Source organism: Cupriavidus plantarum (assembly GCF_905397285.1).
Taxonomy (GTDB): domain Bacteria; phylum Pseudomonadota; class Gammaproteobacteria; order Burkholderiales; family Burkholderiaceae; genus Cupriavidus; species Cupriavidus plantarum.
In genome coordinates this window covers 315668-341826 of record NZ_CAJPUX010000004.1, presented here as the reverse complement: position 1 = coordinate 341826, position 26159 = coordinate 315668, and the positions used below count along the sequence as shown (strand labels likewise).

26 protein-coding genes and 1 pseudogene are annotated in these 26159 nt (G+C 66.9%); 16 read left to right on the top strand and 11 right to left on the bottom strand.

The annotated features are described in order from the left end of the window. Positions 1-24: 24 nt before the first annotated feature. The 10 genes from KHP16_RS19175 to mdcH all read left to right on the top strand — a co-directional run bounded on the left by KHP16_RS19175 (position 25) and on the right by mdcH (position 10707). On the top strand, positions 25-810 hold the full coding sequence (locus KHP16_RS19175) for a DUF4410 domain-containing protein (protein ID WP_121493039.1): 786 nt from the start codon (positions 25-27) through the stop codon (positions 808-810). Between the two features lie 147 nt (positions 811-957). Continuing rightward, positions 958-3213 (top strand): gamma-glutamyltransferase family protein, encoded by a 2256-nt coding sequence (locus KHP16_RS19170; protein ID WP_211960913.1) that lies wholly within the window; start codon positions 958-960, stop codon positions 3211-3213. A gap of 132 nt (positions 3214-3345) precedes the next feature. Next, positions 3346-4257: a LysR family transcriptional regulator gene (locus KHP16_RS19165; protein ID WP_109585404.1), complete on the top strand. Its 912-nt coding sequence runs from the start codon at positions 3346-3348 to the stop codon at positions 4255-4257. A 119-nt stretch (positions 4258-4376) separates the two neighbouring features. Further along, entirely contained in the window at positions 4377-6035 is a 1659-nt protein-coding gene (mdcA, locus tag KHP16_RS19160; RefSeq protein WP_179594513.1) for a malonate decarboxylase subunit alpha, read from the top strand. Further along, positions 6035-7027 carry a triphosphoribosyl-dephospho-CoA synthase gene (locus KHP16_RS19155; RefSeq protein WP_211960912.1) on the top strand — a complete coding sequence of 331 codons (993 nt, stop codon included), beginning with the start codon at positions 6035-6037 and terminating at the stop codon, positions 7025-7027. The genes mdcA and KHP16_RS19155 overlap by 1 nt, the downstream gene beginning before the upstream one ends. Positions 7028-7029: 2 nt before the next feature. Beyond that, entirely contained in the window at positions 7030-7344 is a 315-nt protein-coding gene (locus KHP16_RS19150) for a malonate decarboxylase subunit delta (RefSeq protein ID WP_109585407.1), read from the top strand. Then, complete coding sequence (locus KHP16_RS28570; protein ID WP_109585408.1) at positions 7341-8192, top strand: biotin-independent malonate decarboxylase subunit beta; 852 nt, start codon at positions 7341-7343, stop codon at positions 8190-8192. Before KHP16_RS19150 ends, KHP16_RS28570 begins: the two co-directional genes overlap by 4 nt. Next, complete coding sequence (mdcE, locus tag KHP16_RS28565) at positions 8189-9010, top strand: biotin-independent malonate decarboxylase subunit gamma (protein WP_109585409.1); 822 nt, start codon at positions 8189-8191, stop codon at positions 9008-9010. Before KHP16_RS28570 ends, mdcE begins: the two co-directional genes overlap by 4 nt. Before the next feature lie 3 nt (positions 9011-9013). Next, entirely contained in the window at positions 9014-9790 is a 777-nt protein-coding gene (locus KHP16_RS19135; RefSeq protein ID WP_211960911.1) for a malonate decarboxylase holo-ACP synthase, read from the top strand. Further along, positions 9787-10707 (top strand): malonate decarboxylase subunit epsilon, encoded by a 921-nt coding sequence (mdcH, locus tag KHP16_RS19130; RefSeq protein WP_109585411.1) that lies wholly within the window; start codon positions 9787-9789, stop codon positions 10705-10707. The genes KHP16_RS19135 and mdcH overlap by 4 nt, the downstream gene beginning before the upstream one ends. Before the next feature lie 26 nt (positions 10708-10733). Here the strand turns inward: mdcH and KHP16_RS19125 are convergent, their stop codons facing one another. Beyond that, on the bottom strand, positions 10734-11732 hold the full coding sequence (locus KHP16_RS19125; protein WP_211960910.1) for an AraC family transcriptional regulator: 999 nt from the start codon (positions 11730-11732) through the stop codon (positions 10734-10736). Between the two features lie 252 nt (positions 11733-11984). Here KHP16_RS19125 and KHP16_RS19120 point away from each other — a divergent pair, with 252 nt between their 5' ends. From KHP16_RS19120 to KHP16_RS19110, 3 genes are all read left to right on the top strand, one after another. Then, complete coding sequence (locus tag KHP16_RS19120; RefSeq protein ID WP_211960909.1) at positions 11985-13034, top strand: aldo/keto reductase; 1050 nt, start codon at positions 11985-11987, stop codon at positions 13032-13034. Positions 13035-13108: 74 nt separating this feature from the next. Beyond that, entirely contained in the window at positions 13109-13804 is a 696-nt protein-coding gene (locus KHP16_RS19115) for a DsbA family oxidoreductase (RefSeq protein ID WP_211960908.1), read from the top strand. A gap of 113 nt (positions 13805-13917) precedes the next feature. After that, positions 13918-14982 carry a phytoene/squalene synthase family protein gene (locus tag KHP16_RS19110; RefSeq protein ID WP_109585414.1) on the top strand — a complete coding sequence of 355 codons (1065 nt, stop codon included), beginning with the start codon at positions 13918-13920 and terminating at the stop codon, positions 14980-14982. A gap of 31 nt (positions 14983-15013) precedes the next feature. Here KHP16_RS19110 and KHP16_RS19105 read toward each other — a convergent pair whose 3' ends face one another. Further along, positions 15014-15730, bottom strand: coding sequence for an SDR family oxidoreductase (locus KHP16_RS19105; RefSeq protein WP_109585415.1), 717 nt, complete (start codon positions 15728-15730; stop codon positions 15014-15016). A gap of 131 nt (positions 15731-15861) precedes the next feature. On the opposite strand from KHP16_RS19105, the gene KHP16_RS19100 reads away from it, so the two are divergent. Further along, positions 15862-16188 (top strand): NIPSNAP family protein, encoded by a 327-nt coding sequence (locus tag KHP16_RS19100; protein ID WP_109585416.1) that lies wholly within the window; start codon positions 15862-15864, stop codon positions 16186-16188. Between the two features lie 32 nt (positions 16189-16220). Here the strand turns inward: KHP16_RS19100 and KHP16_RS19095 are convergent, their stop codons facing one another. From KHP16_RS19095 to KHP16_RS19060, 8 genes are all read right to left on the bottom strand, one after another. Further along, positions 16221-16955: a GntR family transcriptional regulator gene (locus KHP16_RS19095; protein ID WP_109585417.1), complete on the bottom strand. Its 735-nt coding sequence runs from the start codon at positions 16953-16955 to the stop codon at positions 16221-16223. A gap of 64 nt (positions 16956-17019) precedes the next feature. Beyond that, entirely contained in the window at positions 17020-17982 is a 963-nt protein-coding gene (locus tag KHP16_RS19090) for a tripartite tricarboxylate transporter substrate binding protein (RefSeq protein WP_109585418.1), read from the bottom strand. Between the two features lie 65 nt (positions 17983-18047). Next, on the bottom strand, positions 18048-18728 hold the full coding sequence (locus tag KHP16_RS19085) for a 3-oxoacid CoA-transferase subunit B (RefSeq protein WP_115955750.1): 681 nt from the start codon (positions 18726-18728) through the stop codon (positions 18048-18050). Continuing rightward, on the bottom strand, positions 18725-19396 hold the full coding sequence (locus KHP16_RS19080) for a 3-oxoacid CoA-transferase subunit A (RefSeq protein WP_121493033.1): 672 nt from the start codon (positions 19394-19396) through the stop codon (positions 18725-18727). Before KHP16_RS19080 ends, KHP16_RS19085 begins: the two co-directional genes overlap by 4 nt. 25 nt (positions 19397-19421) lie before the next feature. Continuing rightward, positions 19422-20591 (bottom strand): acetyl-CoA acetyltransferase, encoded by a 1170-nt coding sequence (locus KHP16_RS19075; protein ID WP_109585421.1) that lies wholly within the window; start codon positions 20589-20591, stop codon positions 19422-19424. Then, positions 20588-20995 (bottom strand): Zn-ribbon domain-containing OB-fold protein, encoded by a 408-nt coding sequence (locus tag KHP16_RS19070; RefSeq protein ID WP_115955748.1) that lies wholly within the window; start codon positions 20993-20995, stop codon positions 20588-20590. The genes KHP16_RS19075 and KHP16_RS19070 overlap by 4 nt, the downstream gene beginning before the upstream one ends. Positions 20996-21013: 18 nt before the next feature. Beyond that, positions 21014-21916: an SDR family NAD(P)-dependent oxidoreductase gene (locus KHP16_RS19065; protein ID WP_211960907.1), complete on the bottom strand. Its 903-nt coding sequence runs from the start codon at positions 21914-21916 to the stop codon at positions 21014-21016. Between the two features lie 76 nt (positions 21917-21992). Beyond that, positions 21993-23222, bottom strand: coding sequence for an MFS transporter (locus tag KHP16_RS19060; RefSeq protein WP_109585424.1), 1230 nt, complete (start codon positions 23220-23222; stop codon positions 21993-21995). Between the two features lie 195 nt (positions 23223-23417). Here KHP16_RS19060 and KHP16_RS19055 point away from each other — a divergent pair, with 195 nt between their 5' ends. Further along, complete coding sequence (locus KHP16_RS19055) at positions 23418-24356, top strand: LysR substrate-binding domain-containing protein (RefSeq protein ID WP_211960906.1); 939 nt, start codon at positions 23418-23420, stop codon at positions 24354-24356. Between the two features lie 41 nt (positions 24357-24397). Here the strand turns inward: KHP16_RS19055 and KHP16_RS28710 are convergent. Further along, a pseudogene (locus tag KHP16_RS28710) lies at positions 24398-24526 on the bottom strand (DUF2917 domain-containing protein); the annotation flags it as partial. A 233-nt stretch (positions 24527-24759) separates the two neighbouring features. Here KHP16_RS28710 and KHP16_RS19050 point away from each other — a divergent pair. After that, the gene (locus KHP16_RS19050) at positions 24760-26130 is read left to right on the top strand and encodes a M20/M25/M40 family metallo-hydrolase (RefSeq protein WP_415831349.1); all 1371 of its coding nucleotides are present in this window, start codon (positions 24760-24762) and stop codon (positions 26128-26130) included. The last annotated feature ends 29 nt before the right edge of the window (positions 26131-26159 follow it).

Genomic DNA, 26159 nt, shown 5'->3' with positions numbered 1-26159 from the left:
CGAAACCCACATCAGGAGATCATCATGCAAACCACCGCCCGCCTCTTTCAGCAAGCCAAGACCGTCGTGTTGACCGCTGCCGCCGCCGCCACGATGCTCATGACCGGCTGCGCCAGCGCGCAGACCGCCGATATCGATCGCACGCCGTTCGCCGCGCCCGTGCATGCGGACATCATCTACGTCACGCCGTTTGCCGCCAACACCGACATGGTTCGCCTTGACAGCGGCGGCATGGTCAAGAGGGTCGCCAGCATGGCCTCGGGCGAATCGTCGGCCGACTCGCAGTATCAGGCGGAGATGCAGGCGGCGATGCAGGCGGCGATGCAGGCGCGTGAAGCGGTCGCGAACGAGATCGTGCGGGACCTGCGCGCGAAGGGTCTCAATGCCGAGCGTCTCGACGGGCCCGTTCCCGCCGGCGTCAACGCGCTCATCGTTACCGGCGACTTCAGCAAGATCGACGAAGGCAAGTCGCGCCGCCGCCTGCTGATCGGTCTCGGCGCCGGCAAGAGCGATGTGGGGGCGTCGGTGCAGGTCCTGTATCAACCGGCCAACGGTGCCGCGGTGTCGCTCGAGCAGTTCTCGTCCAACGCGGACAGCGGTCATATGCCCGGTGTCGCGGAAACCGCCGGTGTCGGCGCGGTGGCCGGCCATGTCGCGATGTCCGCGGCCGCCGGCGCGGGCGTGCACGGTGCGTCGGAAGCCAGGCACGACACCATCTCGGCTGACGGCAAGCGCCTTGCCGATGCCATCGCGAAGCAGGTCGTCAACGACACCGCTTCGAACGGCTGGACCCGTAGCATCACGATGTGATCGTTCAGATTTTGATTACGCCCGCAACTATCTAGAAATACGCTGTAAACAACGGACATTTTCAAACGGCACGTTCGTTGCTTACTCTCCCGTTAGAAAAATAAAAAGAGAAACCTTCACACATAACGGGAGCATGCAGTGAAAACCATGAAGACAGGTCGCGCCTTAGGGAAAGCGACAGGGACGGCGAAAGGGACGGCGAAAGGGACGGCGCTGGGCATCGCATTGGCAATGGCCGTCGCGGGCTGTGGCGGCGATTCCGATCCGCCGCCGACCGGCAGTACCGGTGGAACGACCCCTCCAGCCACCCCCTCCGATCCCGCCACCCCGGTCCGCAGCGTCAAGTTCGATCCCTCGTTGTGCACGCAGCAGGCTGGCGCGCCGTACGGTCAGACGGTCGGCATCACGGGGACCAACATGATGGTGACGTCGGCCGACGTGAACGCCTCCGCGTCCGGTTGCAAGGTGCTCGCCAACGGCGGCACCGCGATCGATGCGGCCATCGCGGTGCAGGCCGTGCTTGGCGTGGCGGAGCCGTTTGCCTCGGGCATCGGCGGCGGTACCGTGATCACCTATTACGACGGCGCGAGCAAGCAGGTGCGCACGTTCGACGGCTTCTCGTCGTCGCCCGCGAACACCGGCGGCGTAGCGGATATCTACAAGGCCACGGCGCAGGACGTCTCGACGACCGCGCCGTACAACCTGTGCAAGACCGGTCTCGTGGCCAACGCGAGCATTTCCTCGCAGCAGGGCAACACCAACATCTCCGCCCGCGCGGTCGGCGTGCCAGGGACGCTTGCGGTGCTCGACATGGTGCACAACCTTTACGGCAAGACGGCGTGGAACAAGCTGTGGGACGACGCGATCCAGCTCGCGACCGATGGCTTCCCGATGACGCCCTACATGTACGAGACGCTGTACTCGGACTCCGGCGAGTACGACGACGACGGCAATCCGGTTACGGCCGGCACGGGCGTGTCCGCATGGGTGAACTCGGCCGGTACGGCCAAGGGCGCGCCGCGCTGCAAGTACCCCGACATCAACGCGCGCTACTGCGATCCCGCCGATGCGACCCGACAGAAGCCGCTGCCGGTCGGCACGCTCATCAAGAATCCGGAACTCGCTGCGTCGATGACCACGGTGCGTGACGGTGGCGCCGCCGCGTTCTACGACCCGGCCGGGACCATCGCGCCCGCGATCATCACCAAGCTGACCACTGGCCAGCTGCCGTGCTACTCGCTGCTGCCCGCCGCGGGCACCGCGGCCTCGCCCTCGGTGGCGGGTACAGTCGCCAGGATCCCGAGCCTGATGACGGCGGCGGACTTCGGCGCGTATCGCGCGGTGGAACGGAAGCCGCTCGTCGGCACGCGCTTCGGCTTCACGATCTACACGCAGCCGTCGCCGTCGTTCGGTGGCGTGGTGCAGCTGTACAACCTGGGCTTGCTCGAGCGCAAGAACGTGGCGGCCACCGCGTTCAACGGCACGGACTACCTGCATCTGGTGACGGAAGGCAGCCGCCTGGCCAATGCCGACCGCCGCAATATCGTGGGCGACCCGGCGTTCTCGAACGTCCATGCGCGCGTGAATACGCTGCTGTCTTCGGCCTACCTCGACACGCGTGCCGCGCTGATCGGCACCACCGCGCTCGCCACGGTGCCGACGGGCGGCACGGCCGACGGGATTGCCGCGTTCGCCGCGACCGATCCGACCGGTTACGACACGATGGCATCGGTGGCATCGGTGGCGTCGACCGGTGGCAAGGTCGTCAAGCCGAAGGCCGTGCGCAACACGATGCTGGCGAAGAACGAGGCGCCGCTGCATGCCGAGGACTGGAACACCACCAGCAACGTGGCGATCGTGGACGGTTACGGCAACGCCTTGTCGATGACCACGACCATCAACACGCATTGGGGGGCTCACATCGAGGCGGCCGGCATCATGATCAATAACGCGATGTCCAACTTTTCGGCGAGCACGCCCGGGCTGGACGTGAACGGCTACGCGGCGAACAAGCGTCCCCGCAGCTCGATCTCGCCGTCGATCGCATTCGATGCCCAGGGTCGTATCCGTCTGGTGTGGGGCTCCGCTGGCGGCGGTCCGATCCCTGACTACATCGTCAAGACGTTCCTCGGCCACGAGATCTACGGCATGGATCTGCAGGCCGCCATCAACGCGGACAACTTCACGGGCCAGAACGGGCTCGCGCAGCTGGAAGCAGGCAAGCCGATCGCCAGCCAGGTCGCCAACCTGATCTCGACGTACGGCAACACGGCGGCCAACGCACAGGTGACGGGGCTGACGAGCGGCCTCAGCGGGATCTCGGTCTCGTATGACGGCAACGGCTTCCCGGTCTACAGCGGGGCGGCCGACAATCGACGCAACGGCGCCGCCAACGGTTACTGACCGTCGATATCGCAGCCCGGAAACCGGCCTCGCGTCCCGCGCGCGAGGCCGGTTTTTGTATTCCGCGTTTGGTACGGTTACGGTCCGCTATCATTGGGCGACATTCCACCCGTTTGCCGTCCACCGTTGCCCATGCCCAGCCGCATCAGCGAAGAAATCACGTTCCGCAAGCTAGAGGCCCTGCTCGCGTTCATGGAGACCGGCAACCTCGCCAAGGCCGCGGAGGCGCTGGACGTGAGCACCGTCAGCGTGCACCGTGCACTGCATTCGCTCGAAGAAGGCATGCGCTGCGCGCTGTTCCGGCACGAGGGGCGCAACCTGCTGCCGACCGAAGCCGCCCATGTGCTGGCCGACGTGGCGCGCGACGTGCTCAAGACCATGGCCGACGGCATTCGCATCACGCGGGAGGCCGCGGGCTATTCGGCCGATCAGCTCAAGATCGGTTCGCTCTATTCGCTGACCATCCGCACGGTGCCTCAGGTTGTCATCGGCATCAAGACGCGCCGGCCCGATCTGCAGGCGGAACTGGTGCTCGGCTCCAACGCGGACCTGCTGTACAAGCTCAAGCAGGGCGCGATCGATGCCGCGCTGACCGGGCTGCCCGAACCCGATCCCGAGATCGAGTCGATTCCCCTGTTCGAAGACGATATCTTCTTCGCCGCGCCCGCGGACTCCCGCTACGCGCAGATGGAAGCCGTGGACCTGCGTCTGTGCCGGGACGAGCCGTTCGTGTCGCTGGGGGAGGGCTTCGTGACCTCGAGCGGTTTCGAGGAAGCGTTCCGCATCGCGGACTTCGAGCCGAATATCGTGATGAAGGTCGGCGACATCTTCTCGCTGATGAACCTCGTTGGCGGTGGCATCGGCTATACGCTGTTGCCGGGGCGCGTGCGCGACATGGCCGCGGGGAACGTGGCGCTGATTCCGCTGACGGCCGAATTCGGCATGAAGCAGACCATCGGGCTCAGCTTCCTGCGCCGCCGGGAGCGGGATCCCAACCTGCTGGCGCTGGCGGCCGTGTGCCGGATGACGCGGGTGGGCCGCTAGAGTCGGCCGGGGGGCGTTTCCGCCTAGCGTAACGATTCGTCGCAGTGCGTCATTGTTCGCTCCGCGGCGCGTGCGTATCTTGGTAAGCATCGACAGCACATGCAGTGTATGGAGTCGCGATGCCAACGCTCACCGCAAACAGACAATGGGACACCCGCCGCGCGGAGAAACGCCGCCGCCAGGCGCTGGGCGCCCGCTTTGCCGACGGCAAGGTGGTGCCTACGGACGACATCGTGCCGTTTCTCGAGGCCGTGACGGCCCCGGGCGACCGCGTGGTGCTCGAGGGCAATAACCAGAAACAGGCCGACTTCCTGTCGCGCTCGCTGGCGGAAGTGGATCCGGGCAAGATCCACGACCTCCACATGATCATTCCCAGCGTGAGCCGCGTCGAGCACCTCGACCTGTTCGAGCGCGGCATCGCGCGCAAGCTGGACTTTGCGTACGCGGGCGCCCAGAGCCTGCGGATCTCCCAGTTCCTCGCCGATGGCCAGCTGGAGGTCGGCGCGATCCACACCTATATCGAGCTCTATTCGCGGCTGTATGTCGACCTGACGCCGCAGGTGGTCCTGATCGCCGGCTACAAGGCGGATCGCCAGGGTAATCTCTATACGGGCGCCAGCACCGAGGACACGCCGGCGCTGGTCGAGGCGGCCGCGTTCCGCGATGGCATCGTCATCGCGCAGGTCAACGAGATCGTCGATGACCCCGCCGACATGCCGCGCGTCGATATCCCGGGCTCCTGGATCGACTACGTGGTGCAGGCGGACAAGCCGTTTTTCTGCGAGCCGCTGTTCACGCGCGATCCGCGCCTGATCAAGCCCGTCCACGTGCTCATGGCGATGATGGCCATCCGCGGCATCTACGAGCGTCACAACGTGCAGTCGCTGAACCATGGTATCGGCTTCAACACCGCGGCCATCGAACTGATCCTGCCGACGTATGGCGAGAAGCTCGGGCTCAAGGGCAAGATCTGCAAATACTGGACGCTCAATCCTCATCCGACGCTCATCCCCGCGATCGAAAGCGGCTGGGTCGAGAGCGTGCACAGCTTCGGCAGCGAACTCGGCATGGAGAACTACGTGGCCGCGCGGCCCGATGTGTTCTTCACGGGCGCGGATGGTTCGATGCGCTCCAATCGCGCGATCTGCCAGCTCGCGGGCCAGTATGCGGTGGACCTGTTCATCGGTTCGACGCTGCAGATCGACGGTGACGGTCATTCCTCGACGGTGACCCGCGGACGGCTCTCCGGATTCGGCGGCGCGCCGAACATGGGCCATAACCCCGGCGGCCGGCGTCATGCCACGCCCGCGTGGCTCGACCTGATCGAGACCGACGACCCGCTCGCGCGCGGCCGCAAGCTCGTGGTGCAGATGGTGGAGACCTTCCAGGCTGGCGGCAAGCCGACGTTCGTCGAATCGATGGATGCGGTGCAGGTGGCCAGGGACAGCGGCATGCCGCTTGCGCCGGTGATGATCTATGGCGATGACGTGACCCACGTACTGACCGAAGAAGGTATCGCGTATCTGTACAAGGCGCGGTCGCTCGAGGAACGCCGCCGGATGATCGCGGCCGTGGCGGGGGTTACGCCGATCGGCCTGCGACATGATCCCGCCTCGACGCGTCAAATGCGCAGCGATGGCCTGATCGCGCTGCCGGAGGACCTCGGCGTGCATCGTGGCGAAGCCACGCGCTCGCTGCTTGCGGCGAAGAGCATGGCCGATCTCGTCGAGTGGTCGGGCGGACTGTATGAGCCGCCCGCGCGCTTCAGGAGCTGGTGATGGCGACGCCGATGCCTCAATGGCGCGCCGCGCGGCAAACGGCGCCGCTGCGTGCCGCGATGCTTGCCAACCTCGCTGTCGACGCGCTCCTCGATGAAGCGGAGCTCGCGCCGAAACCGGGACTTGTCGATGCACGCGGCAGCGGTGCGCACACCGACCTCACGCTGGCATTGATGCGCACGTCCGCGTACAGCCTGCGTCCCGCTTTCACGGCCATGGCAGCCGCCGCGCTGGAGGCCGGCGCTCCCGGCCAGACGCTGCGCGAGCGGCTTGGCGCCCTCGGCCGCGACGCGGAGGCGGCCATGATGGCGGCCACGGGCGGCATCAACACCCATCGTGGCGCGATCTGGTGCCTCGGGCTGCTGGTCGCCGGTGCGGCGCTCGTGCCGATGCGCGACGCCAGCGCCAGCGATGACCGCACCGGCGATGGCGCCACCCGGGATGACACCACCCATGTTCGACCGGCGGCAGCGAGGGTAGCCGCGAGTATGGCGGCGAGTGTGGCCGATACCGCAGCCGCCATTGCCCGCCACGCCGACCGCTTTCGTCCCGAGCATACGGGCAACAAAGGCGAACTCGCCTGCCGGGCGTACGGCGTGAACGGTGCGCGCGGGCAGGCAGAGGCGGGCTTCCCGCACGTGATACGCCATGGCCTGCCGATGCTGCACGCGAGCCGCGCGCGCGGGGACGCGGAACCGAGCGCGCGCGTCAATGCACTGCTGGCGATCATGGCCACGCTCGACGATACCTGCGTGCTCGCGCGTGCGGGCACCGAGGGGCTCGCGCATATGCAGGCCGGCGCGGCCGCGGTGCTCGATGCCGGCGGCATCGGCACGCTATGCGGCCGCAGGCAGCTGCATGGGCTGGAGGCGGGCATGCTTGCACGGCGGGCCTCGCCGGGCGGTGCCGCCGATCTGCTGGCCGCCACCTTATTTCTGGACCGTCTGCCGCTTGAGGACGGCGCACGGTACGAAGATCTTCATGGAGATTGATGATGGAACGACTCCAGTTCGAATACCCCGCTGGCGAACCGGCCACGCGCCGCATTCTCGTGGGCGTGGTCGGCTCCGGCGACCTCGAGGTGCTGGTCGAGCCGGGCGAGTCCGGCAAGACGGCGATCGACGTCACGACGTCGGTCGATGGCTACGGCAAGGTGTGGGACGCGCAGCTGTCGCGCGTATTCCGCGCCGAGCCGCGTGCGGCGATGCGCATCCGTATCCACGACTTCGGCGCGACGCCGGGTGTGGTCGGCATGCGGCTCGCCGAAGCCTTTGAAGCATTGAGCGCCGATGGCAAGGAGGCGTCATGACGCATGCCACATTGCTATCGCGCGAGAGCTTCGTCGAGCTCGGTGCGCGTGCCCGTGCGCGGGCGCTGCTGGATGCCGGCACGTTCCGCGAGCTTGCGGGTCCGTTCGATGGGCTCGTATCGCCATGGCTCGAGCGCCAGGGCGTGGTGCCGCAGGGCGATGACGGCGTGATCGTGGCAAAGGGTACGATCGGCGGTCAGCCGGCGGTGGTGCTCGCGATCGAAGGGGCGTTCCAGGGGGGCAGCCTCGGCGAAGTCGGCGGCGCCAAGCTCGCCGGCGCGCTGGAGCTCGCGGCCGAAGACAACCGTCAGGGCATCCCCACGCGAGCGGTCATTCTGTTCGAGACCGGCGGCGTGCGGTTGCAGGAAGCGAATCTCGGGCTGGCCGCTATCGCGGAGATCCATGCCGCGATCGTCGATCTGCGCCGCTATCAACCGGTGATCGGTGTCATCGCGGGCACGGTAGGCTGCTTCGGCGGCATGTCGATTGCCGCGGGTCTCTGCAGCAAGCTCGTGATGACGCGCGAGGGACGGCTGGGGTTGAACGGCCCCGCCGTGATCGAACAGGAAGCGGGCATCGCCGAATACGATTCGCGCGACCGGCCGTTCATCTGGAGTTTCACCGGAGGCGAGCAGCGGCTGGCCACGGGGCTCGCCGATGTCTACGTGGACGACGATTCGGCGACAGTGCGAGAAGCGGTGGCGGCGCTCGTCGCCGAGCCGGTGGGCGAGGACGTGCGGAGCCGCCGTCAGGAGGACTATCTGCATCGGCTGTCGGATTACGATCCAACGTCGCAACCCGAACCGAAGACAGTCCGCAAGCTGTATGGGCAAGGAGGTCAATCATGAGCAACGATGCAGCAGGTAGCCGGCGCGGCGAAGCGTGGCTCGCGGCCCTGACGTCGAATGCGCCGCGCGTGCCGGGCTTTCCGCGATCGGTGCAGGTGGCCGACACGCAGATCGGCGGCGCGCCGGCACGCTTCATTGCCGTGGTGCCGGACGCGGACAGCGCGTTCCCGCGTGCGCGCCGTGGCGAAGTCGGGTTGCTGGAGGGCTGGTCGCTCGCGCGCGCCGTGCAGGAAGTGGTGACGGCCGATCGCGATGCAGCGGTCAAGCGGCCGATCATCGCGGTCGTCGATACGCCGAGTCAGGCGTATGGCCGGCGAGAGGAAGCGTTCGGCATCCATCAATCGTTGGCCAGCGCGGCGGACGCCTATGCGACCGCGCGGTTGAACGGCCACCCGGTGGTGGCGCTGCTGGTCGGCAAGGCGATGTCGGGCGCGTTCCTCGCGCATGGTTATCAGGCGAATCGCCTGCTTGCGCTGGCCGATGGCGGCGTGCAGGTGCATGCGATGGGCAAGGAGGCCGCCGCGCGCATCACGATGCGGTCCGTGGAAGCGCTCGAGGCATTTGCGGCCACCGTGCCACCGATGGCCTACGACATCGACAACTATGCGTCGCTGGGGCTGCTGTGGAAGACGATTCCTGTCGCGCAGGCCGAGGCGCCGACCGCGGAGGACCTGGCTGCCGTGCGCGGCACGCTCGACGCGGCGTTGGCCGACATTGCGGCTGACCCGCGTCGCGATCTGCGCAGCCGGCTCGGCGGCGAGAACCGTCAGGCGTCCTCGCGCGTGCGCGAATGCCTGGCCGCGCAGTGGCGCGATTGAGCGATGGACGCGCCGCGGCCGCATGACCTGATCTGGCTGCGCGATCCGCACGCGTTCGTGGCGGAACGCGGGCTGGCGCGGATCGACGGCGCGGGCGTGTCCGCGGCGGGTGACCGGCGCCATGAGGGCCCGTTGCCGGCGTGGGCCAACGCGGCGTGGCTCGCACGCGCGCCAGTCGTCGTGCGGCGCGATCGGGACGATGCGGGGCGCATTCCCGTCGGGCTGCGTGGATTGACGCGCGCGGCGCGGCATGGGGCCTGGCTGCGGCCGGACGAATGCGCGCGCGTGGTGACGCCGGGCGAGGTCGCGCGGCTAGCCCGCTGGCGCGCGCATCCGGGGCGCGATGCGATACCGGCACTGGCGGCGCTGGTGGACCTGTCGCGGCGGCTTGAAGCGGGTGCGGCCAAGGGGGGCTGGCATTGGGGATTGACCGGCGCGGTCGGGTTCAGCCTGGCCTCCGGGATCGACGTGCTGCATGCCGCCAGCGATATCGATTTGCTGATCGACTGTCCTGTGCCGCTGACGGCGGATGACATGCAGTGGTTCGCCGAACTCGCGCTGTCGGCGGGCGGCGTGCGGGTGGACATTCAGGTCGGCACGCCCTACGGGGGATTTGCGCTCGCGGAGCGCCTGCGTACCGGTGGACGCGTGCTGCTCAAGACCGATCGCGGGCCGGTCCTGTGCGAGGATCCGTGGCACGCGCCCCAGGATCAGGATCAGGATCAGGGTCAGGTTTATCGTCAGTCTCAGGCCGGCCCGCTCGGGGCCGGGCACCCATGAGCACGCTGCTGACATTTCCGGGGCAGGGCGCGCAACGCGCGGGCATGCTGCACGCATTGCCAGACCACCCCGTCGTCGCAAAGACGCTGGATGCGGCCAGCGAGGTGCTGGGCCGCGATATCCGCATGCTCGACACCGCCCAGGCGCTGGCGTCGACGGTCTCGGTACAGCTGTGCCTGCTCGCCGCGGGGGTGGCGACGGCACGCGTGCTGATCGATGGCGGGGCTGGCGTCGATGCCGTCGCCGGGCTGTCGATCGGCGCGTTTCCTGCGGCCGTGATCGCGGGTGTGCTGCGCTACGAGGAAGCGGTCCGGCTGGTGGCGCTGCGCGGCAAGCTCATGGAGGACGCCTATCCGCATGGCTACGGCATGACCGCGATCCTCGGGCTCGATCAGTCCGCGCTGGAGCGCATCGTTGCCATGGTCCATGGGGAGCAGACGCCGGTGTATCTGGCCAACCTCAATGCCCCCGCACAGTTCGTGATCGCCGGAGAGGCGGGTGCCATGGCGCGCGTAGGCGAGCTCGCGATGGCGGCCGGCGCGCAGGCCGCCAGGCCGGTGGCGATCGCGGTGCCGTCGCATTGCGCGCTGCTCGCGCCACAGGCGGCGGCCCTCGCGCGCGCGTTCGCGGACGTGGCGCCCGCGCGGCCGAAGCTGCGCTATTTCAGCGCCAGCGCCGCGCGACAGCTGCGCGATCCCGCGCGCATCGTCGAGGATCTGGCGGCGAACATGGCGATGCCCGTGCGCTGGCATGACACGATGCAACTGGCCCGCGAGACGGGGATGCGGCTGGCGGTAGAGATGCCGCCCGGCAACGTGCTGACGCGGCTCGCCGCCTCCGAGTTCGAAGTCGCCGTCGCCTGCGCCGACACGCGCATCGACAGCGTGCTCATACTCGCCGCGCGCTACGGCGGCTAGCTGTGTCGTGGAAGTCGATTCGCTTCCTACACCATCCCTTCTTCGATCCACCGCTTCTTGTCCCGCAATGGCGGCGCCCCAAACAGGCGGCTGTACTCCCGGCTGAACTGGGACGTGCTCTCGTACCCCACCGCATGCGCCGCCATGGCGACCGTGACGTCCCCCGCCAGCATCATGCGCCGGGCCTCCTGCAGGCGGAGCTGCTTCTGATATTGCAGCGGCGACATCGCGGTCACCTCCTTGAAGTGGAAGTGCAACGAGGACGCGCTCATGTGCAAGTCGCGCGCCAGAGACTCCACGCGTAACGGCTGCGCATACCGCTCCCGCAACAACCGGATCGCCCGCGCCACCCGGTGCATCTGGCTGTCCTTGAGCGCGCTCTGCCGCAGCAGCGAGCCCTGCCCATTCATCAGCAGCCGATACAGCAACTCGCGGCGCACGAGGGGCGCCAGCACCGGGATATCGCGTGGCGTTTCCAGCAGCCGCAGCAGTCGCAGCACGACGTCCAGCAGCGTCGCGTCGAGCCGCTGCACATACATCCCACGCGGCGCATCGGCCGTCATCATCGGCCCGATCGGCGGCAGGTGCCCGTCGCCGATCAGCGTGCCAAGTTCCTCCGGATCGATCGCCAGCCGCATGCCCAGATAAGGCTGCGTCGCGCTGAAGGTCGACACCTTGGCGACCACCGGCAGGTCGACCGAAGACACGAGGTAATGCATGGGGTCGTATTCGTAGACCTCGTCCCCGATCAGCAGCCGCTTGGACCCCTGCGCGATCACCGCGAATGCCGATTGCTGGAGCACGTGCCTGGGCGTGCCGGGATTGCACACGCGATGGATCGACAGCCCCGGCACGGCGGTGTCGAACGATCCTTCCCTGTCTTCGGTCAGGCGCGTGAGCAGGGCCACGAGTTCCGCCCGTGCCAGATCCTCCATGCACGGCGGCGTGGTCCGCGCGGACGCGCGTGTGGGCGGCGTGACGGTTGGGTCCAGAGTTGGCGGCGGCAGCTGGGCGGTCGAAGACATAGCGTTGCGATGGCGGGGCTCAAGCGGGGCGTTGGCAAGGCGCGGCGAGACGTGTCACGGAAGCGGCAGGGATGAACAGATTGCCTGCATGCAGCTTATACCGGAATCGATTACTGCCCAATCCTCCAGCCGCAGGTCTGGAGAATCGTGCAAAAAGACAATAGGATCCGGCACCTCCTGACCCGCCTCCCGTTCGCATAATTCGCCACCGGCCTCACGGCCGGGCAACCTTGCAGGAAAGGAGTCGGCACCATGCGTTACAACACTCTCGGCAATACGGGCCTGTTCGTCTCGGAACTCTGCCTCGGCACCATGACCTTTGGCGGCGACGGCGCGCTGTGGAGCCAGATCGGCACCGTGCAGCAGGCGGAGGCGGACCAGATCGTGGCAAGCGCCATCGAAGCGGGCATCAACTTCATCGACACCGCCAACGTGTACTCCGACGGCCGCTCGGAGGTCATCCTCGGGCAGGCGTTGCGCAACCTCAACGTGCCGCGGGAGAACGTGATCGTCGCCACGAAGGGATTCGGCGAGTCCGGCACGCGCGGCATCAACTCGCGCGGCCTGTCGCGGCACCACCTGCTCGACGCCGCCAAGGCAAGCCTGAAGCGGTTGCAGCTCGACCACATCGACCTGTACCAGCTGCACGGCTTCGACCCAGCCACGCCGATCGAGGAGACGCTCCATGCGCTGGACCTGCTCGTGCGTCAGGGCCATGTGCGCTACGTCGGCGTGTCCAACTGGGCGGCTTGGCAGATCATGAAGGCGATCGGCATCGCGGAGCGCGGCGGCCTGCCGCGTTTTGCCTCGCTTCAGGCGTACTACACGGTCGCGGGGCGTGACCTCGAGCGCGAGATCGCGCCCATGCTCCAGTCGGAAGGGCTGGGCCTGATGGTATGGAGTCCGCTCGCCGGCGGCCTGCTCAGCGGCAAGTACGGGCGCGACCGCGACGCGCAGGCGGGCAGCCGTCGGGCGACGTTCGACTTTCCGCCCGTCAATGTCGAACGTGCCTACAACGTCATCGATGCGATGCGCGGCATCGCGGATGCGCGCCGGGTGTCGGTCGCGCAGATCGCGCTGGCATGGCTGCTGCACCAGAAGGTCGTCACGTCGGTGATCATCGGGGCGCGCCGCATGGACCAGCTCGAGGACAACATCGCTGCGACGAACGTGCGACTCGGTCCGGCCGAGCTCGAGCTCCTCGACAAGGTCAGCACCATGCCGGCCGAATATCCGGGATGGATGCTGGAACGCCAGGGCGAGCGCCGCCTGCAACAGCTCGCGGAGGCGGCGGCACGCTGAAGACCGCCGCCCGGCAGGGTTATTGGAAAGCCGCTAAGATGGGCAGCAAGTCGCAGTTTTACAGGTTACCCATCATGTCCCAATCCCTGAAGATCGACGTCGTTTCCGATGTGGCCTGCCCGTGGTGCGCGGTCGGCATCTCGTCGCTGCAGCGCGCGCTCGAACGGCTCGGTGACGAGGTCTCCGCCGAGATCGTGCTGCATCCGTTCGAGCTGAATCCGCAAATGCCTCCCGAAGGCGAGCCGATCGTCGAGCATATCGGCCGCAAATACGGCCGCACCGAAGCGCAGGTGCTCGAGTCGCAGGCGATGATCCGGGAGCGCGGCGCCGGCGTCGGTTTCACGTTCGGCGCGCGCACGCATATCTACAACACCTTCGACGCGCACCGCCTGCTGCAATGGGCACGCGAGGAAGGTCCCGCGGGCGCGCAGCTCGCGCTGAAGATGGCGCTGCTGCGAACTTACTTCGGCGACAACCGCGACACGTCGAACCACGACGTGCTGCTCGACGCGGTAGAGGCTGCCGGTCTCGATCGCGCGCAAGCGCGCGCCGTGCTGGACTCCGGCGCCTATGCGGAGGATGTGCGCGAGGAAGAGTCCCACTACCAGCGCATGGGCATCCAGTCGGTGCCGTCGATCATCTTCAACGACCGCTACCTGGTGACGGGCGGCCAGCCGCCCGAGGCCTTCGAGCAGGCGATCCGCGAGATCGTCGCGAAATCGGCGCAATCGGCGCAATCGGCGCAATCGCCCGACCGCTCCGCCACCTGAGCCGCGTCGGAACGCGCGCACCGTAGCGTGGAGTTCCCGGCCTGGAGGTTTCAGGCCGGGGCGCGGTTGCCATATACAATCGCGGATCACTTTCTGTTATCCACGCGGTTTCCATGTCCGACAACACCCGGGCGTTCCTGCTCGGCCCTCTGCTGAAGGGCGTTTCGCGCTCCTTCTACCTGACCATGCGCATCCTGCCGGCAGGCATGCGCGACCCCATCGGGCTGGCGTACCTGCTGGCGCGCGCGGCGGACACCATCGCCGACACTTCCCTCGTCTCGCCCACGCGCCGTCTGGCGCTGCTGATGGCATTCCGGGACGAGATTCTGGGCGTGTCCGGGGACGCATCGACCCGGGACAGCCTGCTGCGCCAGTTGGCGGCGGAAGTCGGCACCCAGCAGATCCAGTCGGACGAACGCACGCTGCTCGAATCGCTCGGCCCCGCGCTCGACGTCCTCCAGCAACTCGGCAGCCCGGACCGCCAGGCGGTGCGGGAGATCCTGACGACGCTGACGAGCGGCATGGAGTTCGACCTGCGGACGTTCCCCGACGAAAACGCCGGGGAGATCGTGGCCCTGCGCGAGGCCGAAGCGCTGGACCGTTATACCTACCTCGTGGCCGGTTGCGTCGGCGAGTTCTGGACCACGATGACCTATGCCCATCTGCCGGGCACGTTGCGCGAGCTGCCCGAGGTCATGCTCGCCCGGGGCGTGCGGTTCGGCAAGGCACTGCAGATGACCAATGTGCTGCGCGACTGCGGCAAGGACCTGCGCATCGGACGGTGCTATCTGCCGCTGGAACTCCTCACGCCGATCGGCTTGACGCCGCAGGACCTGCTCGGCCCCGACGCATCGCAACGCGCGCGGCCGGTGCTCGACGCGCTGTTGCGCCGGACGCTCGATCACTACCGCGAGGCGCTGGCCTATACGCTCGCGATTCCGCGCGGCGCGCTGCGCCTGCGGCTTGCGAGTCTGTGGCCGATCTTTATCGGGCTGGAAACGCTGGCGCTGCTCGCCCGCAATCCGGCGTGGCTCGATCCGCGCCAGGCGTCGAAAATCCAGCGCAACGACGTCTACCGCATTCTTGCGTATTCCCTGACCACGGTGAGCTGGGACAGCCGGATCCGAAACTGGGCCGAGCGGTTGTTCGCGGAGATCGAGGCCAGCCTGCGCCACTGACGCCCGGCCGAAGACGACTTCAATGGCCGGATCAGCGGCCGCCGATGCTGCCGCCGCCGTCTACGCCGAGTACCTGCCCGGTGATGAAACCCGCCGCATCGGACAAGAGGAAGCACACCGCGGCGGCCACCTCGTCCGTCGTGCCAAGCCGGCCCATCGGGATCGATGCCAGTACCTTGCGCTCACCCTCGCTGCCCACCGGCCGCGACTTGCGGAACAGTTCGGTCTCGATCGGTCCCGGTGCCACGGCATTGGACGTGATGCCATGGCCCGCCAGTTCGAGCGCCCAGCTCAGTGTGCACCCGACCAGTGCATTCTTGGCGGCGGAATAGGCCGTACGGTCATAGCCGCCGTGGATCGCGCGGCTCACCACATTGACGATGCGACCGGCACGCCGCTGCTTGAGCGACTCCACGAAGAACTGCGTGACCTGGACGGCCGCGCGCACGTTGAGGTCGAAGACCTGCTGCAGGGTCCCGAGTTCGATACCGCCCAGCGGCTGCGGACTCGCGATGCCGACGTTGTTGACGATGCGGTCGACTTCGTACGTATCGGACAGACAGGCGAGCACCTCCTGCGTCTGGCCGACGTCCGCCAGGTCGCACGCCAGCAGCCTGCCCGGAAACGCCACGCCTTCCACATGGCGCGCCAGTCCGATGACCTGATGTCCCTGCGCCGCCATCTGGCGCGCGATCGCGAGGCCGATGCCCTTGGAGGCGCCGGTGATCAGCACAGCGGTTTCGCTCATGTGGCAATCTCCCGTCGATTTTTCTGCAGTAATCGCGATAATGCCATCTTGGCGCCGATCCCGCTCATGGGACGCCGCCAGCCCCCGAACGGGGACGACACCACCATGCGAATTCAACGGAGAACACGCGAATGATCGTCGAGATGCGGATCTACCATTGCGCCCCCACGCGCCTGCCGGCGCTGCTGGACCGGTTCAACAACATCACGCTGGGCTTCTTCGAGAAATACGGCATCAGGCAGATCGGCTTCTGGACGACGCTGGCCGGCCCCAGCAACCATGCGCTGACGTACATGCTGCAATGGGAGAGCCTGGCCGAGCGCGAGGAAAAGTGGAACGCTTTCCAGGCCGACAAGGAATGGATTGCCGCGCGTGGGGCCACCGAAGCCGAAAGGCCGATCGTCGAACGCGTCGAGAACCACTTCCTCACGCCGACCGCGTTCTCCGCGCTTCGCTGAGCGGCACGGTCGCCGACCAACCCGTTCTGTGACTAGCCCTGTGGCCGGCGGTGAAGCACCGTCGTGTACGCGAACCGGTCCGCCGGCTGCAGGCTCACCGAGACTTCGATCAACGCGCCCGTCTGGTCGTAGTACTGCCGCACGAATTGCAGGGCATGCGCGCCCGGTTCCGCGGCGAGGCGCTCGGCGAGCGATTCGGGAACGCCGACCGCGCGCACGGTTTGCCGAATCTCCTGCACGTATCCATTGTTGACCTCGCACACGAGGTCGCAGATCAGCTGCTGGCTTCGGCGCAGCTTGCGCCGGATCTTCTCGCCATCCGCGCTACGCACGTATACGTAGTACCAGGTCACAGCGCGATCGGGACGCGCCGCGTCGAAGCGTCCGGCCTGGATCTCCATCCAGCGCGTGCCCGGCTCGCAGCCGAGGTACTGCGCCATCTCGATATCGACCACGAGATGCCGCACGCTGTGAATCGCGCGCTCGGTGTTCGCGCTGTACTGCATGAGCTCGTCGATGGTCGAGATGCTGGGCGCGTATTCGGGCGGGCGCGGCGTCAACGATTCCACTCGCGTGCCCACGCGCTTGCGGCGCGAGATCAGGCCGAGCGTCTGAATCTGATCCAGCGCGGCGCGGACCGTGCCGCGGCTGACACCGTATTTGTCTGCAAGATCGAGTTCGCCAGGAAGGCTGGTGCCGACAGGGTAGGCACCGGAAGCGATCTCTTCCAGCAACTGCCCCGTCAGCTCGAGGTAACGCGGCTTCATGACTTCGTCACGGCCGTTTGCAGGCCTGGGTGGATGGCCTGCGGATTATATAACCGTGGTCGCGTCATTCAAGCTTGATGTTGGCGTCCTTCACGACCTTCGACCACCGCGTCATTTCCTGTTTGACGTAGTCCATGAATCCGCTCGGCGTGGACCCCGTCGGCACATAGCCGAGGTCGCCCACGGTCTTGCGGAACTGCGGGTCGGCGAGGACTTGCGCCACCGCCTTGTTCAGCGTGTTGATGACCGGTGCCGGCGTGCCCGCGGGGGCCAGCAATCCATACCAGCCCTCGACTTCGTAGCCCTTGAGACCGGCTTCCTGAATGGTCGGCGTCTCGGGCGTCAGAGACAGCCGCTGCGTGCTGGTCACGCCGATCACGCGGAGCCGGCCGGCCTGCGCCTGGTTCAGGCTGTCAGGACCCGCGAACACTGCGTTCACCTCGCCGCCCATCGCCGCGGCGATCGACGGGCCGCCGCCCTTGTACGGCACGTGCAGCAACTTCACGCCGGCCATCGTCGAGAACAGTTCCAGCGCAAGATGGCTCGTGTTGCCATTTCCGGCGGAGCCTACCGATACCTGTCCCGGATGCGCCTTGGCATAGCTGAGAAATTCCTGCACGGTCTTCGGTCCGAACTTCGGATTCGTGTAGAGCACGAGCGGCAGCTTCGCGACCATCGACACCGGTGCGAAATCCTTGACCGAGTCATACGGCAGATTCGGATACAGGCTCGGATTGATCGCGTGCGCGGCCAGCACCATCACCAGCGTGTAGCCGTCGGGATTCGCGCGCGCGACGTACTGCGTGGCGATCGATCCGCTGGCGCCGGCCTTGTACTGCACCACCACCGGTACGCCGAGCGCCTTTTGCAATCCGGCCGACAGCGGCCGCGCAACGACGTCCGCGGTGCCGCCCGGCGGGTACGGAATGACGAGCTCGATCGGCCGATCGGGAAAGGTGGCCGCGCTGGCGGCCGTGGCGGCAGAGAACAGCACGCCGCCGATAAACTGTCTGATCCTGTGGTTCATTTGTCTCGCTCCATCTGCGTCTGTATGGCTAACTGGATATGCTTCCGCTTCCCCTCTGCGGGGGATCAGAGTCTGATTAGCGTGTCGGCGAACGTCAGCCGGGCTTCGGTCACGGCCTGCAAGGCTTCCGGGGTCATCCCCTCCACCATCGCCTGCACGACGAAGCCCTTGTCGGGGTCGACCGCGATCACGGCGAGGTCGGTGTAGACGACATCGACCGACCCCTTGCCTGTCAGCGGAAACGTGCAGCGCTCGAGCAGGCGAGGCTTGCCTTCGCGCGTGGTGTGTTCCATCACGACGATGACCTTGCGCGCGCCCGCGACGAGGTCCATCGCGCCGCCGATGCCGGGCACTCCCTCGGTGTCGTCGGTGGCCCAGCTGGCGATGTCGCCATTGCTTGCCACCTGAAAGGCGCCGAGGATCGTGGCGTCGAGATGACCGCCGCGCATCATCGCGAACGAGAGCGACTGGTCGCAGATGGATGACCCGAGGATCAGCTGCACGCGCGCCTTGCTCGCGTTGATCAGATCCTCATCGCCTTCGTCGCCGGGTGTGAGGTCGCCGATGCCAAGGATGCCGTTCTCGCTATGAAGCACGATCTCCTTCTTCGGGTCGAGATACCGGGCCACCAACGTGGGCATGCCGAGCCCGATGTTCACGTAGCTGCCCGGCGCGATGTCGTCCGCCACGCGTTGCGCGACCGCGTCGCGGCTCAGTTTCCTGCTCGGTTCGATGATTGCGCTCATTGCTGGCTGTCCTTTCGCACGACGCGGCTGACGAAGATGCCCGGCGTCACGATCTGCTCGGGCGGCAGCGTGCCAAGCGGCACGATCTCATCGACCTGCACGATCGCGCATTTCGCCGCCGTGCACATGACCGGTCCGAAGCCGCGCGCCGCCAGGCGATACGTGAGGTTGCCCCAGCGATCGGCGTGATGGCCTTTCACCAGCGCGAAGTCCGCATGCAACGGTTCCTCGAGCACGAAGCCGCGGCCGTTGTAGACGGTCTGGGGTTTGCCTTCGGCGATCGGTGTGCCGTAGCCCGTGGGCGTGTAGAACGGACCGAGTCCGGCCCCGGCGGCGCGCATACGCTCGATTAGCGTGCCCTGCGGCACGAGTTCGAGCGCGATCTTCTTCTCCTTGTACAGCGCGCGGAACACGTCGCCGCCCGAGGACTTGGGATAGGTACAGATCATCTTCCGTACGCGCCCCGCCGCCAGCAGCGCGGCGAGGCCCGTGGTTCCGGTGCCGGCATTGTTGCTGATGACGGTGAGGTCCTTCGCGCCCTGGTCGATCAGCGCGTGCAGCAGTTCGACGGGCAGGCCCGCATCGCCGAAACCCGTCACCATGATGGTTGCGCCGTCGTGGATGCCCGCTACCGCGTCGCGCAGTGTGGGTGCAATCTTGTTGATCATGTCGTTACCTGTGATGTCGACTTGCCTACAACGCGGCCGCTGTACCGAGAATCGCGGTGGACTGGCTGGACAGCGTGGCGCCATTGCCATGCACGAGCGCGATCTCCGCGCGCTGCTGCCGTTCGCCGGCCTCGCCGCGCAATTGGCGCACCGCCTCGATGATCAGGAACACGCCGTACATGCCCGGATGGCCGAACGAGAGACCGCCGCCGTTGGTGTTGACCGGCAGCGAGCCGCCCGGCGCGATATTGCCGCCGCTCACGAAGTTGCCGCCTTCGCCCTTCGGACAGAAGCCCAGGTCCTCGAGGAACAGGATCGTGTTGATCGTGAACGCGTCGTAGAGGCACAGCAGGTCGATATCGTCCTTGCCGACGCCTGCCATGCGATACGCGCGTGCGCCGGACTCCCGCGCGGCGGTCACGGTCAGGTCGTGCATCGAGGAAATCTGCCGATGCCAGATCGCGGACGCGTTGCCGAGCACATAGGCGGGCGCATGCGGCGTGTCTTTCGCGCGATCCGCGCGCACGAGCACGAAGGCGCCCGCGCCGTCGGTCAGCAGGCAGCAGTCGCGTATCGTCAGCGGGTCGCAGATCATGCGCGACGACAGCACATCGTCGATCGTCAGCGGATCGCGCGAAAACGCCTCCGGATTGAGCCGCGCCCACGCGCGCGCCGCCACGGCGACTTCGGCGAGTTGCTCGCGCGTGGTGCCGTACATCGCCATATGACGCGCCGCCGCCAGCGCATAGGCACTGATCGGCTGCATGGGCTGATATGGTGTCTCATAGGGTTGGGGATCGAGCACCTGCCGCATCTTCGTCACTGCGGCGCGATCGACGGCGCCCGTGCGTTGCGTGCTGCCGTAGCAGACCAGCACTGCATTGCATTCGCCGGAGGCCAGCGCATGCATCGCGGGCAGCAGGTGGGCGACGAAGCTCGAGCCGCCGAGCATCGTGCTGTCGAGGAACGTCGGGCGGATGCCAAGGTATTCCGCCACGGGCATGCCCCACATCGTGGCCGATGCGCTGCATGTGCACAGGCCGTCGATATCGGCCATGGTCATGCCCGCGTCCGCTACCGCGCGGGCGGCGGCCTGGGCGAGGATTTCCATTTCCGTGAAGCCGTGGGCGGTGCCCATGCCCGCCTGTCCAACGCCGACGATGGCGGTGGCGCCTCGCAACTTGTTATCGCTCATGCCGTGGCCTCCGTGCGTTCGAAGACCACGAGGTGGGCATCGCCCTCCTGGCGGACGGTCGCGCGGACACGGTCGCCGATTTTCGGGACGGCCGCATCGACGCCCTCGACACGGCTCATCATGCGAAAGCCTTCATCGAGGTCTACGAGGCACAGGTTGCGATCCCCGCCCGCTTCGGCGGGACGCCGCATCACCGTCGTCGAGTAGATGGTGCCGTGGCCGGCCGGTGCGACCCAGTCGAACGCATCGTTACCGCAGGCGAGGCAGTTCACGCGCGGGAAGAACACGAAGGTGCCGCAGGTGCGGCACTTTGGCACGCGCCATTCGCCGGCTTGCAGGTATCGGAAATAGGTTTGTTCAGGACCCAGCGGCTGCGCGCCGTCCTGAGGTGCGGGTGTTGGCATGGATAACCTCGGTGCGAATCAGATCGGGTCCCAGCACACGACGTCCGGCGAGCGCTCAAGGTCGTGAAAGCTGGTCTGCATGGCGGGGATCGCGACTTCAGCGATGCGTTCGGGCGTCCAGCCGTCGCTGCAATGGACGGAGCGAACGGGTCGCGGCTGGCTGAACAGCAGGATTTCGTTGGCGCGCACGCCGAAGATCTGACCGCTCACTGCGCTGGCCGCATCGCTGACCAGATACACGGCCATGGGCGCGATCTTGTGCGCTTCCATTTTCTTGAGCTTTTCCACGCGCGCGGCTTCCTCGGGCGTGCTGGCCGGGATGGAGTCGGTCATGCGGCTCCATGCGAACGGCGCGATGCAGTTCGAGCGCACGTTGAACTTCTGCATGTCCAGTGCGATGGACTTCGACAGCGCCGCGATGCCGAGCTTGGCCGCCGAATAGTTCGCCTGCCCGAAATTGCCGATGAGTCCGGAGGTGGACGTCATGTGCACGTAGGCGCCGGCGTTCTGGGCCTTGAAGTGCGGGGCGGCCGCGCGGCTGACGAAGAAGGTGCCGTGCAGATGCACGTCGATGACGGCGCGCCATTCTTCCTCGTTCATGTTGTGGAAGAAGCGGTCGCGCAGATTGCCGGCGTTGTTGATGACGCCGTCGATACGGCCAAAGTGATCGAGCGCGCTGGCCACGATGTTCGCCGCGCCCTGCCAGGTCGTGACGCTGTCGGTATTGGCGACGGCGGTGCCGCCCGCCGCGCGGATCTCCTCGACGAGGCGATCGGTGATAGTGGTGTCGCCGCCTTCTCCGGTCAGGGATACCCCGACGTCATTGACGACGACCTTCGCGCCAGCCTGGGCCAGCGCCAGTGCGATCCCGCGGCCGATGCCGCCGCAGGCGCCCGTCACCACAACTACCTTGCCATCCATGTCTGCCTCGCAATATGTTCTGTTTATGTTCGAACATATTCTGTGACATGGACATATGGAAGTCAAGGGATCGTTGTCAGCGCATGGCGAGCCCCGGCGCGGCGCGGACGAGCTCCCGGTCGTCGATCGGCCAGTGCAGGGCCGCGGCCACCACGCCCAGCGCCATCGCGCATAGCCACACGAGGTCGTAGGAATGCGTGGCCTCGAACACGGCGCCGCCCAGCCACACGCCGAGGAACGAGCCGAGCTGATGCCCGAAGAACACGAAGCCGAACAGCGTGGCGAGGTACCGCACGCCAAAGATCTGCGACACGATGCCGTTGGTCAGCGGTACGGTGCCGAGCCACATGAAGCCCATGGCGGCGGCGAAGAGGTAAAGGCCTGGCGACGTCAGCGGCAGCAGCACGAACAGGGCCATCGTCGCGGTGCGCAGCAGGTAGATCATGGCCAGCAGGTACTTGCGTGTGTAGCGCGCGCCGAGCAGCCCGAAGACGTAGATGCCGGCGACGTTCGACAACGCGATGATCGCGAGCGCGGCCATGCCGTCCCGCGGCTGCAGCCCCTTGTCGATGAGATACGCCGGCAGATGGCTGGCGATGAAGGCCAGCTGGAATCCGCAGGCAAGGAAGCCGAGATTGAGCAGCCAGAAGCCCCGGTGGGCGAACGCCTCGCGCAGTGCGGGCAAGAGGCGCGGCTGTGCGGCATCCTCTTCCGCCATCACCGGCTTTCGGTCCTGAAAGGGCAGCCCCATGGGGAGCAACACCAGCGCGACGATACCGAACCAGAGCAGTGCGCTGCGCCATCCCATTCCCGACAGCATGGCCTGGGCCGTGGGCACCAGCAGGAACTGGCCAATTCCCCCAATGGCGCCGGCGACGCCGAGCGCCCAGCTGCGCCGCGCGGGCGGCACCATGCGGCTCAGGGCGCCGTAGACCACGCCGAACGTCGTGCCCGATTGCGCGATGCCGATGCAGATGCCGCCGGTCCAGATAAACATCTGTACTGTCGTCGCGTGCGTCATCGCGATCAGCCCGATGCCGTACAGCAGCAAACCGCCGACCATGACTTTCCACGAGCCGAAGCGGTCGGCGAGCATGCCCGTGACCGGTTGGGCGAGGCCCCACGTCAGGTTCTGCACCGCCATCGCGAGCCCAAAGCTCTCGCGTGTCCAGCCGCGATCCATGATGATCGGCAGAAGGAACATGCCCTGCACGTGACGGACCCCGAGCGCGATGCCCATGATCAGGCCGCCCGCGAGCACGAGGCCCCAGGTCGTTTGCCACCAGCGTTGCGAAGAGTTTGTCATGGCGTATCCGCGCGCTCGGCGTTGAGATGCCCTGATTTCAGCCGATCGCGCGGCCGGGCGCAAACGATATCTGAGGCCGTTTGGCATTCCCGGCGCGCATGGCAAGATGGCCTCGAAGTCCGGTGTGGTGGCTCGCATGCCGGGCCGACTCGTGCTGTAATGGCGCCATTCTGCTTTCACGCATGAGGCAAACGCATGTCTGTGGCGCTGGCGAGACTGTTTCCGCTGGATCTGCTCAAGGGTTTCGTGGCCGTGGGCCGGCGCATGAGCGTCACGCAGGCCGCGGACGATCTATGCCTCACGCAGTCCGCGGTCAGCCGGCAGATTCGGGCGCTCGAGGACCAGCTGGGTGTGCAACTGTTTGTCCGGCAGCATCGCGGCGTGGCGTTCACGCCCGAAGGCGAGCGGCTGTTTCGGACGGCCGATGCCGCCATGCAGCAGTTGCAGGACGTGGCCGCCGAGATCCGTCGCGGCGAAGCGCACCAGCCGGTCACGATCACGGCAAGTATCGGCGTGTCCGGCCTGTGGCTGCTGCCGCGGCTCAACACGTTGCAGCGCCGGTATCCCCATCTCGATGTGCGGCTCTCCGCCAGCAATCAGATCAGCGAGCTGCGCGCCGACGGCATAGACCTCGCGATCCGCTACTGCCGCGCGGCGGTGGCGCCGGAGGGGGCGCTGCGGCTGTTCGGGGAAACGATCGCGCCGGTCGCGCATCCATCGCTGGGCGTGGAGGCGGTGTCCGATATCGATGCGCTCGCGCGTTATCCGCTGCTCGACTTCGACGATCCGCGGCCATGGCTGCAGTGGCGCAGCTGGCTCAACCAGCGCGGCTACCGTCAGGCCAGCAAGCGAGGCATCCTGCGGTTCAACCTCTATGACCAGACCATCCACGCGGCGTTGGCGGGGCAGGGTGTCGCGCTCGGGCGGCTGCAGCTGATCCAGCCGCTGATCGAAGGAGGACAACTCGTGCGCGTGCCCGGTCTCGCGGACAGGGTGCCGAGTCCCAATGCCTATTGGCTGATCCATGCGAGCGACCACCCGCGCGAGGATGTGCGCCGGGTCGCCGACTGGATCCGCAACGAGGCGTCGATCGCACAGAGCGCGGGTTCCCCGCCTGGCGCGCTGATGAAGTAGCTGCCGCGCGCCGTGACCCGATAGCAGTCGCCTTGCGCGAGCACGACGTCGTCATTGCAGCGCTCGCGCGTCTCCGCCGTCAGCCACAGGGCGCCCTGTCGGCAACGCACGATATCGCCCGGGCGGAGCTGGAGGGCGAGGCAGGATCGATCGACGAGGATCGTGTACATGAGGGGCTCCGGTGCGCGTGTTCGGCCACTGGGTTCCGTGACCGATTCCAGTGTGGCGCCAGTAGGGCGGGCCTGCCATGACCGTTGTGCGATGCAGCCATACGCGCCGCGCATGCGGCGGGGGCGGGCGTTGCCGTGGCGAGACAGGTCGTCGCCGTGGTCGCCCCCATGGTCGCCGCGAGGGGAATGTGCTGGCAGAATCTAATGTCTTACCCACATGACATAGCGCCCCCATGACCCATCGAAATCGCTTCAACGCCTTGCAGTTGGTCCGTTCGTCCATGGTTGCCGCGCCCTGCGTCGCGGTGCTCGTGCTCGCGAGCCAGGCTTCGGTTGCGCAGACCTTTCCCGTCGGCCCCGTGTCGCCGGCGGTCGACGGCGCCTACACGAAGCTCGAAAGCGCCCCGATCGTGAAGAAGGTGCTCGCGGATATCCAGGCCGACGATGCGCGCACGCTTGCCGAGTTGAAGACGATGACGCAGATTCCGTCGCCGCCGTTCAAGGAGAAGCAGCGCGCGGAGTATTTTCTGGGGCGCCTCAAGGCATTGGGCCTGACCGATGCGCATATGGACAGCGAGGGCAATGCGATCGGCATCCGCAAGGGCACGGGCAATGGCCCGCGCATCGTCGTGTCCGCGCACCTCGACACCGTGTTTCCCGAGGGGACCGACGTGACCGTCAAGGAGCGCGACGGCAAGTTGTACGCGCCCGGCATTGCCGACGACACGCGTGGGCTGGCCGTGCTGCTGTCCATGATCAAGGTGCTGAACGACAACAAGGTGCGGACAGTCGGCGATATCGTGTTCGTGGGCAACGTTGGCGAAGAGGAACTGGGCAATCTGCGCGGCATGAAGGCGCTGTTCCGCGATCATCCCGACATCGATGGCATGGTCGGTCTGGAGCCGGGCACCGGCGGCAGCGTGCTGACGCAGGGGACGGGCAGCCATCGTTACGAAATCACCTTCCGCGGACCCGGTGGCCACAGCTTTGGCGCCTTCGGCCTGCCCAGCGCGATTCACGCGATGGGCCGGGCAATCGGCAAGATCAGCGACGTGCGCACACCGACCGATCCCAAGACGACGTTCACGGTCGGTACCGTCGGTGGCGGTACGTCGGTCAACGCGATTGCCGGCGATGCGCGGATGGCGATCGATATCCGCTCGAACGGCACGCCTGCGCTGCTCGAAACGGAGAAGCAGATCATGGCGGCGATCGAGGCGGGGGTGAACGAGGAGAACAAGCGCTGGTCGCCGGAGGCTGCGAAACAGATCACCTTCGAGAAGAAACTCATCGGAGACCGCCCGGCCGGCCAGACCGCGACCGATGCCGTGATCGTGCAGTCCGCCGTGCGCGTGATTCAGGGCCACGGCAAGGAGAAGCCGTCGCTGCGCGGCGGCAGCACGGATGCGAACGTGCCGATGTCGCTTGGCATTCCCGCCGTGATTCTTGGCAGCGGCGGCAAGTCCGGTGGCTCGCACTCGCGTGACGAGTGGTTCGATCCGGCCAATGCATGGGAGGGCGCGCAGCTCGCGATGACGACCGTGCTGGGCCTCGTGGGCGTGGACGGTGTCGTGCCGCCGGTGCTGCCGAAGCGCGCGCGTTGATGTTTAGCGTTGAGGTTTCGCGTTGATGT